The organism is Mesorhizobium sp. WSM4823, from assembly GCF_055811195.1.
In genome coordinates this window covers 297,691-312,396 of record NZ_JBVVQL010000006.1, presented here as the reverse complement: position 1 = coordinate 312,396, position 14,706 = coordinate 297,691, and the positions used below count along the sequence as shown (strand labels likewise).

Here is a 14,706-nt window from a genome sequence, read left to right as displayed (position 1 = left end):
GTGACGCGCCGCTCAGGCGCCGGTGATCAGCTTCCCGGCCTTGGCGATCCACGACCCGGCATTCTCGCGCGGCTCGAGTCCACCAGTCTGCAGGAGCTTGTAGGAATCCTTGTACCACACGCTGTCGGGATAGTTGGTGCCGAGCACAGCCGCGGCGGTCTGCGCCTCCGATGTCAGCCCCATGGCATAGTAGCTTTCGGTAAGGCGCGCGAGCGCCTCCTCGACATGGCGCGTGTTGGAATAGGTCTCCACCACATTGCGGAACCGCTTGACGGCGGCGATATATTCACGGCGCTCAAGATAATAACGGCCGATCTGCATCTCTTTGCCGGCCAGCTGGTCGTTGGCGAAGCGGATCTTCTCCTTGGCGTCGTCGACATATTCGGAATCGGGCCAGCGCGTCACCAGATCCTGCATCGTCTGCACGGTCTGGCGCGCTTCCTTCTGGTCTTGGGTGACGTCCTTGATTTGCCGGTAATAGCTCAGCCCGATGATGTACTGGGCGTAAGCCGCGTCGTCGGTCGACGGATAGAGCGTGAGGTAGCGCTTGGCCGAACCGATCGCCTCGGTATAGTTCCCCTGGCGATAGTCGGCAAAGGCGCCCATCACCATCGATTTGCGGGCGTATTCCGAATATGGATGCTGACGGTCGACCGCACTGAACTTGCGGCTCGCCTCTTGCAGGCGGCCGGCATTCAGGTTGGCGAGGCCCTGATTGTAGAGAACGTCGGCTGGTTCGGTCTGCTCGACATAGGTCGACAGGTCGACATCCTTCTCGGACGACATGCAGGCCGACAGGATCAGCGATGGAACAACCACCGAAAGCGCCAGGAAAAAAGCCCGCTGCGGCGCTTTCGATTGACCAACTCGCTTGAAGAACATGATTGGATTCCGCCCTTTCGGCGTCATTGCAGTCGTCGTTTCGCTCTGGGGCAGCAGCCATAAACCATAATCGCCGTGCCCGGCAACGCTATCCCCGGCCAATCGCACATTTTTGTGGCGACTTGGCGCGGCCTGCGCACTTACATGATTTCGCCGGCCAATGATGCATTCCTGCAACACAGGCCGATGGTTATAAAAGCCGAAAAACGTTAAGAATCAGACCATCCAGGGCGCGTAAACGGGCGCATAGACGGCGTTCATCTCGGCGGTACGACCGCGCTCGCGGCGTGTCGTCTCGACGATCTCAAACGCCGAACGGTCCGACAAAAGGCGGCGCAGCGCCGCCGCGTTCAGCCTGTGGCCGCCGCGATAGGAACGGAAGCAGCCGATGAACCGGGCGCCGGCCAGCGCCAGATCGCCCATGGCGTCCATCGTCTTGTGGCGCACGAACTCGTTGGGATAGCGCAAGCCTCCCATATTGATCACGCGGTTGTCGTCGCCGATCACCAGGGAGTTTTCCAGCGAGGAGCCAAGCGCATAGCCGGCCGCCCACAGCCGCTCGACATCCTTCATGAAACCGAAGGTGCGAGCCCGCGCGATATCGCGGCGGAAAATGTCGGCGTTCATGTCGGATGCGAAGAGCTGACGGCCGATCGCCGGGCTTTCGAAATCGATCTCGATCTCGAAGCGCGTGCCGTCATAGGGCCTGAACTCCGCCCAGGAGGCACCGTTCTCGATGCGAACCGGCTTGACCACCCTGATGTAGCGGCGCTTGACCGGCAGCGTGTCGATGCCCGCCTGGTCGATGGCCTCCACGAACGCCATGGCGCTGCCGTCAAGGATCGGAACCTCGTGGCCGTCGATCTCGATGACGAGATTATCGATGCCGAGCCCGAAAAGCGTGGCCATCAGATGTTCGACGGTGGCGATATGCTCGCCTGCCGGATCGCCGAGCATCGTGCAAAGATCGGTAGCGCCGACTTCGGAAACGAGCGCACGGAACTCACGGCCCTCGCCTCCGTTCGAAAGCTGGAACACGATCCCCGTATCAGCGTCTGCCGGCAGGAAATGAACGGTAACGGAATTGCCACTGTGAACGCCGGTACCTGTCAGCGTCGCACGCGATTTAAGTGTCGTCTGATAGTCGTGCAAAACAAACCCCATCGCCCATACTGCCTAAGTCCGCTTCATGAGCCCAAGGGCGCGGCTCTTTGATCGGCAGGCGGGCACTTCCCCGAATCCAGCAAACCGACATTGCTCGGGGCGAAGATAGTGTTCCGGCAGAAAGTCTCCAAATCACGGTTTCTTACTTGCTGTAACCGCGATCTGGAGTGGACATCGTCCCGTAAGGGATTGTTTTCTAATGGCTTTTAACATTAACAGGCAAACAATTTCTTATCTGCCTGTTAACAATTGTTACAGACCGTTAACAGGTCAATTGGCCTGGCGGCGCAGGAATGCCGGAATCTCCAGCTGATCGTCTTCCTGGACGGCCCTGCTCTGCGGCGTCAGCCGGCCCTGGTCGTCCAACTGGCCGCGGCGCGGCGCGTAAAGCTGCGGGTCCTGGCTGGCAAGGCGGCGCACTTCGGGCGCTGCCTGGCGCAGTTTCGGCTCGCGCGGTTGCGCCGGCTGCAGCCGTGCAGGCTCCTCTTCGCGGCGGGTAAGGCCGTTCGTCAAGCGCTTGAGCAGTCCCATCGGTCCGCTGTTCTCATGGTCGGCCGGGCGGGCCTTGGCTTCCACTTCGGCTTTCACCACCGGCGGGAAGTCCTCGACGCGCGGCATGCGCTGGGGTGCTGCGGCTACCGGGTGAAGCGTTTCGCGCTGTGGCGCAGGCTGCATCACCTGCTGAACCGCTGGCTGCACCATCGGCTGCGGCTGGGCCGGCGGCGCCTGGAAGATCTTGCTCTGTGGGCGGAAGTCTTCCGCCTGGGCAACCGGCGCGGGACGCGTCATCGCCGCGGCATTCGCCTCGGCAAGCTGAATCGCCTCGGCCACAGGATCGGCGGCGCGTGGTTCGTAGCCTCCCTGCTGGACAGGTGCAGGACGGTTTTCCGTGACCGGAACGGCCGGGCGGCTGACGGGCTTTGGCGGAGCCGTACGGATGGCGATCGGCGCGGCGGCGATGTCAGCCGCCGATTTGTCGATGCCGGTAGCAACCACGGAGACGCGGATGACACCTTCGAGATCCTCGTCGAACGTCGCACCCAGAATGATGTTGGCTTCCTGGTCGACCTCCTCGCGAATGCGGGTCGCCGCCTCGTCGACTTCGAACAGGGTCAGGTCGCGGCCGCCGGTGATCGAGATCAACAGGCCCTTGGCGCCCTTCATCGAGGTCTCGTCGAGCAGCGGGTTGGCGATCGCGGCTTCGGCGGCGGCCATTGCGCGCCCCTCGCCGGAAGCTTCGCCCGTCCCCATCATCGCCTTGCCCATTTCGCGCATGACCGAGCGGACGTCGGCGAAGTCGAGGTTGATCAGCCCTTCCTTGACCATCAGGTCGGTGATGCAGGCCACCCCGGAGTAGAGCACCTGGTCGGCCATGGCGAAAGCGTCGGCGAAGGTCGTCTTGTCATTGGCCAGCCGGAACAGGTTCTGGTTGGGGATGACGATCAGGGTGTCGACGCATTTCTGCAATTCCTCGATGCCCAGATCCGCCGTCTTCATGCGGCGCTGGCCTTCGAAATGGAACGGCTTGGTGACGACGCCGACGGTGAGAATCCCCTTCTCGCGGGCGGCACGTGCAACGACCGGCGCGGCCCCCGTGCCGGTACCGCCGCCCATGCCCGCAGTAACGAAGCACATATGGGTGTTGGAGAGGTGATCGATGATCTCGTCGATGCATTCCTCCGCCGCCGCGCGCCCGACTTCCGGTTGCGATCCCGCACCCAGGCCCTCGGTGACATGCGCGCCGAGCTGGATCAGGCGGTCCGCCTTGGACATGGTCAGCGCCTGCGCGTCGGTATTGGCCACCACGAACTCGACGCCGCGCAAGCCGGCTGTGATCATGTTGTTGACGGCATTGCCGCCGCCGCCGCCGACACCGAACACGGTGATACGCGGCTTGAGCTCGGTGATGTCCGGCTTCTGCAGATTGATGGTCATTGTCTCCGTCCTTTGCCTTTCCCGCCGCTTCGCCGCCGCGGCCGCCTATGGGGCTGTCCCCGTCAATTTAAAAACTGTCTCTCAACCACTGACTCATTCGATGCAGTTTTCCGCCCGTTCCGGTCATCCTGAGACCAGAAATTCCTTTCGCCGGATGGCTCTCGAAATTCGCCATCTGCGGATAGATCAAAAGCCCGACCGGCGTCGAGAAAGCCGGCCCCTTGGCCGCTTCCGGCAGCCCCGCCACGCCGAGCGGACGGCCGATGCGCACATTGCGTCCGAGAATGCGGCGCGCCGCCTCGGGCAGGCCGGAAAGCTGGCTGGCGCCGCCGGTCAGCACCACGCGCTTGCCGACGGCATTGCCGTAGCCGGACCTGTTCAGCCGGTCGCGCAACAGTTCGAGCGTCTCGTCGATGCGCGCCCGGATGATACGCGTCATTACCGAACGCGGTATCTGCAACGGCACCTCGCCATCTTCGCCGATCGGCTGTATCGAGACCAGGTCGCGGTCGTCGGCACTTCCGGGCAGCGCCGAGCCATGCATCACTTTCAGCCTCTCGGCGGCGTCAAGCGAGGTCGACAGGCCCTTGGCCATGTCCAGCGTCACATGGTTGCCGCCGATGGCGATGGCGTCGCCATGGACGAACTTGCCTTCCGAAAAGACCGAGATCGTCGTGGTGCCGCCACCCATGTCGATGCAGGCTGCGCCCATTTCGAGTTCGTCGTCGACCAGAGCGGCAAGCCCGCTGGCATAGGGCGTCGCCACCATGCGCTCGACCGACAGATGCGAACGGTTGATACAAAGCTCCAGATTGCGCAACGGTGCCGCGTCACCCGTCAGCACATGCATGTCGACGCCGAGTTGGTCGCCAACCATACCGCGCGGATCACGCACGCCGCGCTCGGCGTCCAGCGAAAAGCCGACGGGAAGCGAATGGATCACCTCGCGCTCGGCCCGCAGCGCCTGCTTGGCGCCGGCGGCAAGCACACGCTTGATATCGGCCTCGTCGGCCTCATGGCCGCCGAGGTTGATGGTTGCCGAGAAGCTTTCGCTCTTCAGCCGGCCGGCTGTCATGTTGACGATCAGCGAATCGACCGTCAGGCCGGCCATGCGCTCGGCGGCATCGACGGCAAGGCGGATGGCGTGCTCGGCCCTGTCGAGATCGATGACGACGCCCGATTTCACGCCTTGCGATTTCTGGTGGCCGATACCGATCACCTGGATGCGATGCGAGCGCCCGCGCAGCAGCATGCCGTCCTCGCGCGGCTTGAGCTTGGCCACCACGCAGCAGACCTTGCTCGAACCGACATCCAGCACCGTCATGATGCCGGACCGGCGCGACGAGGCGTCGCTGTTGCCGCCAAGCCAGCTCATATTTTCGTCTCCGCCTTGCGCTTCGGCATTTTCGGCTTCTCGTTGAGCGCGGCCTGGCGCTGCGTCGCCGCCTCCGGCGTCAACTGGACAACGAGGCGATCGGAAAGGCGCATGTCGACAGCGGCGATGTCGCGCGTCAGCAACCCGTTCTCGTGGTCCATCCTGACCAGATCGGCGATCGCCTGGTCCTCGCCATCCTCGGGAAGCTTGACCGTGATGCCGTTCTCCAGCTTCAGGTCCCAGCGTCGTTCGCCGATGCGGATATAGCCTTTGACCCGCGCGGCAAGCTCTGGATACTTCTTGATCCTGGCCAGGAAATCCGGCGCCTTGGCCGGGGCGCCGGTGCCGACGATCAGCGGGAGCAGCGCCTGCTTGCCGCCGGAGAATGGCGCGATCACGGCGCCGGACCGTTCGATAACGGAAAGCTCGCTGCCCTGCTGCCAGAGCGCAAAAGGCTCACGCTCCTCGATGCGCACCTCCAGCGTGTGCGGATAGACCTTGCGCACCGCCGCAACCTCGACCCATGGCAGTGTGGCGATGCGCTCACGCGCGGCTTCGGCATCGAAGCCGATCAGCGACGTCCAGCCATCGAGTTGCATCCTGTCGAGAATATCGATCTCGGAGGTTGCGCGGTTGCCGACGACCTTGATCTGGTCGACGGCAAAGCCGGTGCGGGCGGTGACGCCCTGGACGATGACTTCGACATGTCCGCCGACATAGGCTCCATAGGCACTGCCCGACACGACTAGCGCCGCCGACAGCATGGCCGCAGAAAAAGGCGGCACCTCGAAGTCGCCCTCGCCCAGACGCGCCAGTACGCGCACCGGCCGGCGAAGCAGACGCGGCAGCACGAAATGGTCGAACGACAACGACATACCGAACAGCGTCGGCCCGGCCGCGTCCTCTCCCTTGCCCTGTCCCCACTTCAACGCAGACACGAAGCGTCCTCCACCATCCAACTCAACAAATCGCCGAACGAGTGCCCCGCCTGCGCGGCGATTTCAGGCACCAAGGATGTCGGCGTCATGCCCGGCTGCGTGTTGATCTCGAGCCAGACAATTTCGCCGTTCTCGGAGTGTCGATCATCATAACGGAAGTCCGACCGGGAAACGCCCCGGCAGCCGATAGCTTGGTGAGCCTTGAGCGTCAGTGTCTGTATTTTTTGGTAAATATTCGGTGAAATTTTTGCAGGGCATTCGTGTTTTGATCCGCCCGGGACGTATTTTGAATCATAGTCGTAGAAGGAATGGCCTGTCGGGATGATCTCGCAGACGCCGAGAGCCACGTCGCCCATCACGGCGCAGGTCAACTCGCGTCCATGCACGTAGCGCTCAACCATGACGGTATCGCCATACTTCCAGTCGGACGAACCGATGACCTGCGGCGGATGCGACTGGCCTTCATGCACGATGACGACGCCGAAGCTCGATCCTTCGTTGACCGGCTTGACGACATAGGGCGCCTTCATCGGATGCTTGTTTTGGATGGCGAAGCGATTGACCACCTTCGATTCGGCAACCGGGATGCCGACGGACTTGGCGATCTTCTTGGCCTGCTCCTTGTTCATGGCAAGAGCCGAGGCGAGCACGCCGGAATGGGTGTAGGGAATGGCCAGATATTCGAGGACACCCTGGACGGTGCCATCCTCGCCGAAAGGGCCGTGCAGCGCATTGAAGACGACATCGGGCTTGAGCTCGGCCAGCACCGATCCGACATCGCGCGAGACGTCGACGCGAGTGACCTGGTAGCCTTCCTTCTCAAGCGCATCGGCACAGGCATTCCCCGAAGACAGAGACACGGGCCGCTCGGACGAGAACCCACCCAGAAGGACGGCCACGTGCTTGCTTTTCATTTCCCGTCATCCCCTCTCACGGCGGGCCCTCTCACGGCGGGTCTGCATCTCTCGATCAGAGCAGTCCTTGCTCTCACGATTTCCGCGACTTTGAGTCCGAGTCTCCCGGCAGGTTGCCCCCCCAGACGGAAAACGCGGGAAACGCGTCGAACGACTCAAATCAGGAAACGCTTTCAGGCAGAGAATCAGAGAGTTGATTCGCTGGCAAGTGCTTACGATTCCGAGAGATTCACTTTCCGTAAAAACGGCCATAAAAACTGTGCTGTGAGTCTTTGGCGCAACGGTTGCGCGATGATTCACATCGTTTGAAGTTCAAGCATTACATGAACATCAGATCGCGCTAAAGCAACTGTCCGAGGAACTCCTGGACCTCGTGCCCCGGCCGGAAATTGCCGATGCGCTTGATTTCCCAATGCAGCCGGATGCCCGACTTTTCGAGCACACGCGTGCGCACCGTTTCGCCCAGATATTCGAGGTCGTAGCCGGTTGCGGTTCCGGTGTTGATCATGAAGTTGCAATGCATCGGCGACATCTGCGCGCCACCGATCATCAGCCCGCGACAGCCCGCTCTGTCGATCTCCTTCCAGGCCGAGGTGCCCTCCGGATTCTTGAAGGTCGAGCCGCCGGTCTTTTCACGGATCGGCTGCACGGTCTCGCGATGGTGCTGGACGGCATCCATCGCCGCCTTGATCGCGGCCTTGTCCTCCAAAACCCCTTCGAACAGTGCCGATATGAAGATCAACCCGGCAGGTGCTGCCGAATGGCGATAGGCGTAACCCATATCGGCATTGCTAAGCGTGTGCACATTGCCCTTGCGGTCGAGCGCCCGCACCTCGACGACGCGCTGGCGCGTCTCGACGCCATTGGCGCCGGCGTTCATTCTCAGCGCGCCGCCGATGGCGCCCGGAATGCCGTGGTAGAAGTGGAAGCCGCCGATGCCGGCCTCGTAGGCGACGGCGGCAACGCGCTTGTCGGGCGTGGCGGCGCCCGCCTTGATCGTGGTCGGCGCAACCACTTCGGCCTCGCCAAAGCCCTTGGCCGAAAGCCGGACGACGAAGCCCGCAATGCCGCCGTCGCGGACAAGCAGGTTCGAGCCGACGCCGACGATGGTCAGCGGTATTTCTTCGGGCACCGCCCTCAGGAACGCGGCGAGATCGTCCTCGTCTGCCGGCTGAAACAGCGCGTCGGCAAGTCCGCCGGCGCGGAACCAGGTGATCTTGTCCATCTCGGCATTGGGCGTGATGCGGCCGCGCAGGCCGGCAAGCCGGCCGCCAAGCTTGTCGATCAACGCCTGGCCGCGCATCATGGGGCCGTCCCGCCGAGTTCCCTGGGCAGCGCATAGGCCCATTGGGTGATGTTGCCGGCGCCGAGGAAGACGACGAAATCGCCTGGCTTCGCCAGGTCGCGGATAACAGGCGCAATCGCCGCGGGCCCTTCTATGTAGCGCGCGTCGCGATGGCCGCCGGAGCGGATGCGCGACACCAGCGCGTCCGACGTCACCCCGTCGATCGGCTCTTCGCCTGCCGCATAGACCGGCGCCACCATCACCGTGTCGGCATCGTTGAAGCAGACCGAAAACTCGTCGAACAGATTATGCAGCCGGGTGAAGCGGTGCGGCTGGGCAATGGCGATCACGCGGCCCTTGGTGGCATCGCGCGCCGCCTTCAGAACCGCCGTGATCTCGACCGGATGATGGCCGTAATCGTCGAATATTTCGACGCCGTTCCACGAACCGGTACGGGTGAAGCGCCGCTTGACGCCGGCAAACGACGATAGGCCCTTCTTGATCGCCTCGGCCGAAAGCCCGAGCTCATGCGCGACGGCAATCGCCGCGGTCGCGTTGGAGACGTTGTGACGGCCGGGCATCGGCAGGCGCAGGCCTGCGATCGTCGACTGACCACGGGTCTTGCGGTCGCGGATCACCACGTCGAATTCCGAGGTCGGCCCATCCATGCGGTGATTGGTGAAACGCACGTCGGCCTGCGCGTTCTCGCCATAGGTGATGACGCGCCGGTCCTCGATGCGGCTGACCAGCGCCTGCACCTCCGGATGGTCGGTGCACATGACGCCGAAGCCGTAGAACGGCACGTTCTCGACGAACTGGCGAAAGGCTTCGCGCACCTTGTCGAAGGAGCCGTAATGGTCGAGATGTTCGGGATCGATGTTGGTGACGACGGCGATGTCGGCCGGCAGCTTCAGGAAGGTGCCGTCGCTCTCATCGGCTTCGACCACCATCCATTCGCCATCGCCCATGCGGGCGTTGGTGCCATAGGCATTGATGATGCCGCCATTGATCACGGTCGGATCGAGCCCGCCGGCTTCGAGCAGCGTCGCCACCATCGAGGTCGTCGTCGTCTTGCCATGCGTGCCGCCGATGGCCACCGCCTGCCGGAAGCGCATCAGTTCAGCCAGCATCTCGGCGCGACGGACGATGGGAAGCAGTTTTTCGCGCGCGGCCTTCAGCTCCGGATTGGATTTCTTGATCGCCGTCGAGACGACAACCACTTCGGCCTCGCCGATATTATCGGCGTGATGACCGACAAAGCACTCGATGCCCTTGTCGCGCAGCCGTTGCACATTGGCGCTGTCGGCCTGGTCGGACCCTTGCACCTTGTAGCCGAGATTGTGCAGCACCTCGGCGATGCCGCTCATACCGATACCGCCGATGCCGATGAAATGCACAAGGCCGATCGTCTGCGGCATCTTCATGCGTGCGTCTCCTTCCTGAAGTCCGATATGCTTTTCTTCGACGCAATAGCCTCTGTCAGATCGGCGAGCAACCGTGCCGCATCTGGTTTTCCGGCCGATTTCGCCGCCGCTGCCATTGTGGTCAGCCGCTCCGGACCGTCGATCAGGGCACCAATCAGTGCGGCGATACGCTCGGGCGAAAGCGTGGATTGCGGATGCACTTCGGCGCCACCTGCCGCGGCCAATGCCGCGGCATTGGCCGCCTGGTCGTGGTCGAGCGCATGCGGATAGGGCACCAGCAGCGCCGGCCGGCCGATCACTGCAATTTCCGATACGGTCGATGCGCCGGACCGCGACATCACCAGATGCGCCGCAGCCATGCGCGCCGCCATGTCGGTGAAGAAGGGCGACACCTCAGCCTCGACGCCGAGAGCCGCATAGGCCGCCTTCACCCGCTCGACATCGTCGGCACGCGCTTGCTGCGTGATATCAAGCCGCCTGCGTTGTACGTCGGAAAGCAGTCCGACCGCCGCCGGCATTGCATCGGAAAAGAACTGTGCGCCCTGGCTGCCGCCGAACACCAGAAACCGGAAGCGCTGGTTTCCGGTCGAGGCCGTGTAAGGCGTCTTTGCCGCCTCCAGCACTTGCGGCCTGACCGGGTTGCCTGTGGTCACCGTCTTGGCGCCTGCAGTGCTTGAATCTTCCGGCAAAAACCCACCGGCGATGGCATCGACGCGGCCGGCCAGCGCCCGGTTGGCACGCCCCATCACCGCGTTCTGCTCATGGATCAGCGTCGGCACCTTGCGCCGCGTCGCCGCATAGAGCGGCGGCAGCGTCGGATAGCCGCCGAAACCGACCACGACGGCGGGCTTGATCCGGCCGATCACGGCGGATGCCTGGCGCACGCCACCCCAGATTTTCCAGAAGGCGACGAGCACGGCAAAAGGATTTTTCGAGCCGATGGTCGCCGACTGGATCGGATGGATGCCAGCGGCCGGGAACTGGCCGGCAAAACGCTCGGCGCGGTCATCGGTGGCGAGATGCACCGTCCAGCCGCGCCTGATCAGCTCATGTGCCAGCGCCTCAGCCGGGAAGAGATGCCCACCCGTACCGCCGGCCGCCAGAAGGATCGAGCCGCTCGACATCTCACTCCGCCGGCATGGCGCGCGGCGACGGTGCGAAGCCCAACTGCTTGCGCTTTTCCGGCCGCTTGCGCGTCAGCGCCAGCACCATGCCCATCGAGATGGCGATGGCGATCTGCGAAGAGCCGCCATAGGAGATGAACGGCAAGGTCATGCCCTTGGCGGGCATAAGCTGCAGATTGACGGCCATGTTGATGACCGACTGCAGGCCGAAAACCGTAACCAGGCCGCCAACCGCATAGCGTGAGAAATCGTCCTGCTCCTTGAGCGCGGTGCTGAGCCCACGCAGCACGATGAAGGCGAAGATGGTCATGATGAAGAAGCACATGATCAGTCCAAACTCCTCGCCGGCCACCGAGAAGACGAAATCGGCATGGCTGTCGGGTATGACCCGCTTGACGGTGCCCTCGCCCGGCCCGACGCCAAACCAGCCGCCATTGATTAGCGCATCGCGGCCCATGTCGACCTGGAACGTGTCACCCTCGCCGGTCAGGAAGCGGTCGATACGGCCGGCGACATGCGGAAACACCGTATAGGCGGCGAACACCCCGCCGATGCCTGCAGCGCCCAGTGCGATGATCCACAGCCATGGCAATCCGGCCATGAAGAACATCACCCCCCAGGTGCCGAGCACCAGCATGGTCTGGCCGAAATCGGGCTGCGCCACCAGTAGCGAGATGACGAGGGCCAGCAGCAGCATGGCGAACAGATTGCCGGGAATGTCGGGCTGGCGCTTGTGTTCGGCAAACAACCAGGCGCAGATGACGACGAAGGCCGGCTTCAGGAATTCCGACGGCTGGATCGACAGGCCGGCAAGCGATACCCAGCGCCGCGCTCCCTTCACTTCGACGCCGATGTAGAGCACCGCCACCATCAGGAACAGCGTAGCGCACAGCATCACCAGCGCCATGCGTCTGATCTGCCGCGATTCCAGGAAGGAGACGGCCAGCATCACGCCAAGTGCTGGAATGGTGAAGATGATCTGCCGTGTGGCGAAGTGGAAACTGTCTAGGCCGATGCGCTGGGCCACCGCCGGGCTTGCTGCGAAAGACAGCACGATGCCAAGCCCCATCAGCGACAGGAACGCGGCCAGGAACCAGCGATCGATCGTCCACCACCAGGTGGCAACCGGGCTTTTGTCGAGACGGCTTTGCATTATCGTGCCCCTCCGATCGGCTTCACGCCATCGATAGTACTCGCAGCTTGCCTGAAGGCGTCGCCGCGCACTTCGAAATTCTTGAACTGGTCGAAACTGGCGCAGGCCGGTGAAAGCAGCACCACCACCTCGCCGTTGTGATCATCCTTGGCCGCGTCGCTTGCGGCGTGTTCGACCGCTGCCGCCAGCGTGCCGGAGATCTCGTAAGGCACCGCCTCACCGAGCGTCGCCGAGAACGCTGGTGCCGCCTCGCCGATCAGATAGGCCCTGGCGATGCGCGGAAAGAGACCGCGCAACGGCTCGATGCCACCCTCTTTCGGCAGCCCGCCGGCGATCCAGTAGATGCGCGGGAAACTCGACAATGCTGGCGCTGCCGCATCGGCATTGGTTGCCTTGGAATCGTTGATGAACAGCACATGGCCCTTGCGGCCGACCTGCTCCATACGGTGCGCCAGCCCGGGAAAGCTTTCCAGCCCCGTCTGGATCTCGCCCAGATCGAGCCCGACCTTGAGGCAGGCGGCGACAGCGGCCAATGCATTCTGCGCATTGTGCTGGCCGCGCAGCGAGCCGATGCCTTCGAGAAAGGCGACACGGCTGTAACGGCCATGCACCGCCTCCATCAGATCGGTGCCGTCGGCGAAATAGCCGTCGGTCAATGGCAGGCGCTTGGAAATGCGGATGACGTGCCGGCCTGCCCGTTCTAGCCGGTCGGCGAGCTGGGCGCACCAGGAATCGTCGATACCGACAATCGCGGTTTCGCTGCCCGCCGCCAGCCGTTCCTTGATCGCGGCGTAGTGCTGCATCGTGCCATGACGGTCGAGATGATCGGGCGTCAGGTTGAGCAGGACGCCGGCGGTCGGATTGATCGAGGGCGCCAGGTCTATCTGGTAGGACGAGCATTCCACGACATAGTGCCGCCCGGGCTCCGGCGGATCGAGCGTCATCACCGCGCGGCCGATATTGCCGCCCATCTGCGTGTCGCGTCCGGCCGATTTCAGGATATGCGCCGTCAGCGCCGTGGTCGTCGATTTGCCGTTGGTACCGGTGATGGCGATGAACGGTGCTGCCGGCGCCAGCAAGGTCCGCTCGCGGCAGAACAGCTCGATATCGCCGATGATCTCGACGCCTGAAGCGCGCGCCAGCTCCACTGTCCAGTGCGGCTTCGGATGAGTCAGCGGCACGCCGGGGGACAGCACGAAGGCCGCGAACTTCGCCCAATCGGCGCCGCGCAGATCGCCGGTCGCGATGCCGACGGCCGCGGCATTGGCGACGCTGCCGGGATTGTCGTCCCAGGCCAGCACATCCGCTCCGCCCTCGATCAGCGCGCGCGCCGTGGCGATCCCCGAGCCGCCGAGCCCGAAGAGCGAAACGCGTTTGCCTGCGAAGGATGCGGCGGGGATCAAGCGGCCTCCTATCTCAGCTTCAGGGTCGACAGGCCGACCAGCGCCAGGATGACGGCGATGATCCAGAAGCGGATCACCACCTGGCTTTCCGTCCAGCCGAGCTTTTCGAAATGATGATGGATCGGCGCCATCAGGAACACCCGCTTGCCGGTCATCTTGAAGTAGCCGACCTGGATGATGACCGACAGGATCTCGACGACGAACAGGCCGCCGACGATGACCAGCACGATTTCGTGCTTGGTGGCGACCGCGACCGTGCCGATCAGGCCGCCCAAGGCCAGCGAGCCGGTATCGCCCATGAAGATCGCCGCCGGCGGTGCGTTGAACCACAGGAAGCCGAGGCCGGCGCCAATCACCGCGCCGAGGACCACCGCGAGTTCGCCGGTGCCGGGCACGAAATGGATCTGCAGATATTCGGCGAACACCGCATTGCCGGAGAGATAGGCGATGACGCCGAAGGATGCCGCCGCGATCATGATCGGCACGATCGCCAGCCCGTCGAGGCCATCGGTGAGGTTCACCGCATTGCCGGCGCCAACGATCACGAAACATGCAAACGGAATGAAGAACCAGCCGAGATTGATCAGAAATTCCTTGGCGAACGGAAAAGTCAGCGACGACGAGAACGGCGCCTGGCCGTTGTGCATGATCACCCAGGCGGCAATGCCGGCGATGATGAATTCAAGCGCCAGCCGCGCCTTGCCGGAAAAGCCGAGATGCGATTGCTTCGTCACCTTGAGATAATCGTCGTAGAAGCCGATCGAGCCGAAACCCAGGGTCACCAGCAGCACCACCCAGACATAGATGCTGGACAGGTTCGCCCACAAAAGCGATGAGCCGACGATGCCACACAGGATCATCAGCCCGCCCATGGTCGGCGTGCCGGCTTTCTTGAAATGCGTCTGCGGCCCGTCGGCGCGGATCGGCTGGCCCTTGCCTTGCCGCAGCCTCAGCGAATTGATGATGGCCGGTCCGAAGATGAAGACGATCAGCGCCGCGGTGATCAGCGCGCCGCCGGTACGGAAAGTTATGTAGCGGAAGACGTTGAAGACCGAGATCTTGTCCGCGAATTCGACGAGCAGTGTGAACATGCGATTCGGCCCCCGGAC

General features: G+C 63.3%; 12 protein-coding genes. All 12 read right to left on the bottom strand.

The genetic code is table 11. The features are described 5' to 3' along the window. Positions 1-12: 12 nt before the first annotated feature. The 12 genes from AC0L26_RS18410 to mraY all read right to left on the bottom strand — a co-directional run bounded on the left by AC0L26_RS18410 (position 13) and on the right by mraY (position 14,688). Positions 13-882: an outer membrane protein assembly factor BamD gene (locus AC0L26_RS18410; RefSeq protein WP_473633828.1), complete on the bottom strand. Its 870-nt coding sequence runs from the start codon at positions 880-882 to the stop codon at positions 13-15. Positions 883-1,098: 216 nt separating this feature from the next. Further along, positions 1,099-2,046 carry a UDP-3-O-acyl-N-acetylglucosamine deacetylase gene (lpxC, locus tag AC0L26_RS18405; protein ID WP_473633827.1) on the bottom strand — a complete coding sequence of 316 codons (948 nt, stop codon included), beginning with the start codon at positions 2,044-2,046 and terminating at the stop codon, positions 1,099-1,101. Positions 2,047-2,316: 270 nt separating this feature from the next. Beyond that, positions 2,317-3,981 carry a cell division protein FtsZ gene (gene ftsZ, locus AC0L26_RS18400; RefSeq protein WP_473633826.1) on the bottom strand — a complete coding sequence of 555 codons (1,665 nt, stop codon included), beginning with the start codon at positions 3,979-3,981 and terminating at the stop codon, positions 2,317-2,319. A 67-nt stretch (positions 3,982-4,048) separates the two neighbouring features. Further along, entirely contained in the window at positions 4,049-5,356 is a 1,308-nt protein-coding gene (ftsA, locus tag AC0L26_RS18395; protein WP_065010306.1) for a cell division protein FtsA, read from the bottom strand. Further along, a complete protein-coding gene (locus AC0L26_RS18390) occupies positions 5,353-6,294 on the bottom strand; it encodes a cell division protein FtsQ/DivIB (protein ID WP_473633825.1) in 942 nt (313 codons plus the stop codon). Before AC0L26_RS18390 ends, ftsA begins: the two co-directional genes overlap by 4 nt. After that, positions 6,282-7,208 (bottom strand): D-alanine--D-alanine ligase, encoded by a 927-nt coding sequence (locus tag AC0L26_RS18385; RefSeq protein ID WP_473633824.1) that lies wholly within the window; start codon positions 7,206-7,208, stop codon positions 6,282-6,284. The genes AC0L26_RS18390 and AC0L26_RS18385 overlap by 13 nt, the downstream gene beginning before the upstream one ends. Positions 7,209-7,548: 340 nt before the next feature. Beyond that, positions 7,549-8,514 (bottom strand): UDP-N-acetylmuramate dehydrogenase, encoded by a 966-nt coding sequence (gene murB / locus AC0L26_RS18380; protein WP_473633823.1) that lies wholly within the window; start codon positions 8,512-8,514, stop codon positions 7,549-7,551. Continuing rightward, entirely contained in the window at positions 8,511-9,917 is a 1,407-nt protein-coding gene (gene murC, locus AC0L26_RS18375; protein ID WP_473633822.1) for a UDP-N-acetylmuramate--L-alanine ligase, read from the bottom strand. The genes murB and murC overlap by 4 nt, the downstream gene beginning before the upstream one ends. Then, complete coding sequence (gene murG / locus AC0L26_RS18370) at positions 9,914-11,041, bottom strand: undecaprenyldiphospho-muramoylpentapeptide beta-N-acetylglucosaminyltransferase (protein ID WP_473633821.1); 1,128 nt, start codon at positions 11,039-11,041, stop codon at positions 9,914-9,916. The genes murC and murG overlap by 4 nt, the downstream gene beginning before the upstream one ends. A gap of 1 nt (position 11,042) precedes the next feature. Further along, positions 11,043-12,194, bottom strand: a complete 1,152-nt coding sequence (gene ftsW / locus AC0L26_RS18365) for a putative lipid II flippase FtsW (RefSeq protein ID WP_473633820.1) — start codon at positions 12,192-12,194, stop codon at positions 11,043-11,045. Then, positions 12,194-13,597 (bottom strand): UDP-N-acetylmuramoyl-L-alanine--D-glutamate ligase, encoded by a 1,404-nt coding sequence (murD, locus tag AC0L26_RS18360; RefSeq protein WP_473633819.1) that lies wholly within the window; start codon positions 13,595-13,597, stop codon positions 12,194-12,196. The genes ftsW and murD overlap by 1 nt, the downstream gene beginning before the upstream one ends. 8 nt (positions 13,598-13,605) lie before the next feature. Next, positions 13,606-14,688: a phospho-N-acetylmuramoyl-pentapeptide-transferase gene (gene mraY, locus AC0L26_RS18355; protein WP_473633818.1), complete on the bottom strand. Its 1,083-nt coding sequence runs from the start codon at positions 14,686-14,688 to the stop codon at positions 13,606-13,608. Positions 14,689-14,706: the final 18 nt, after the last annotated feature.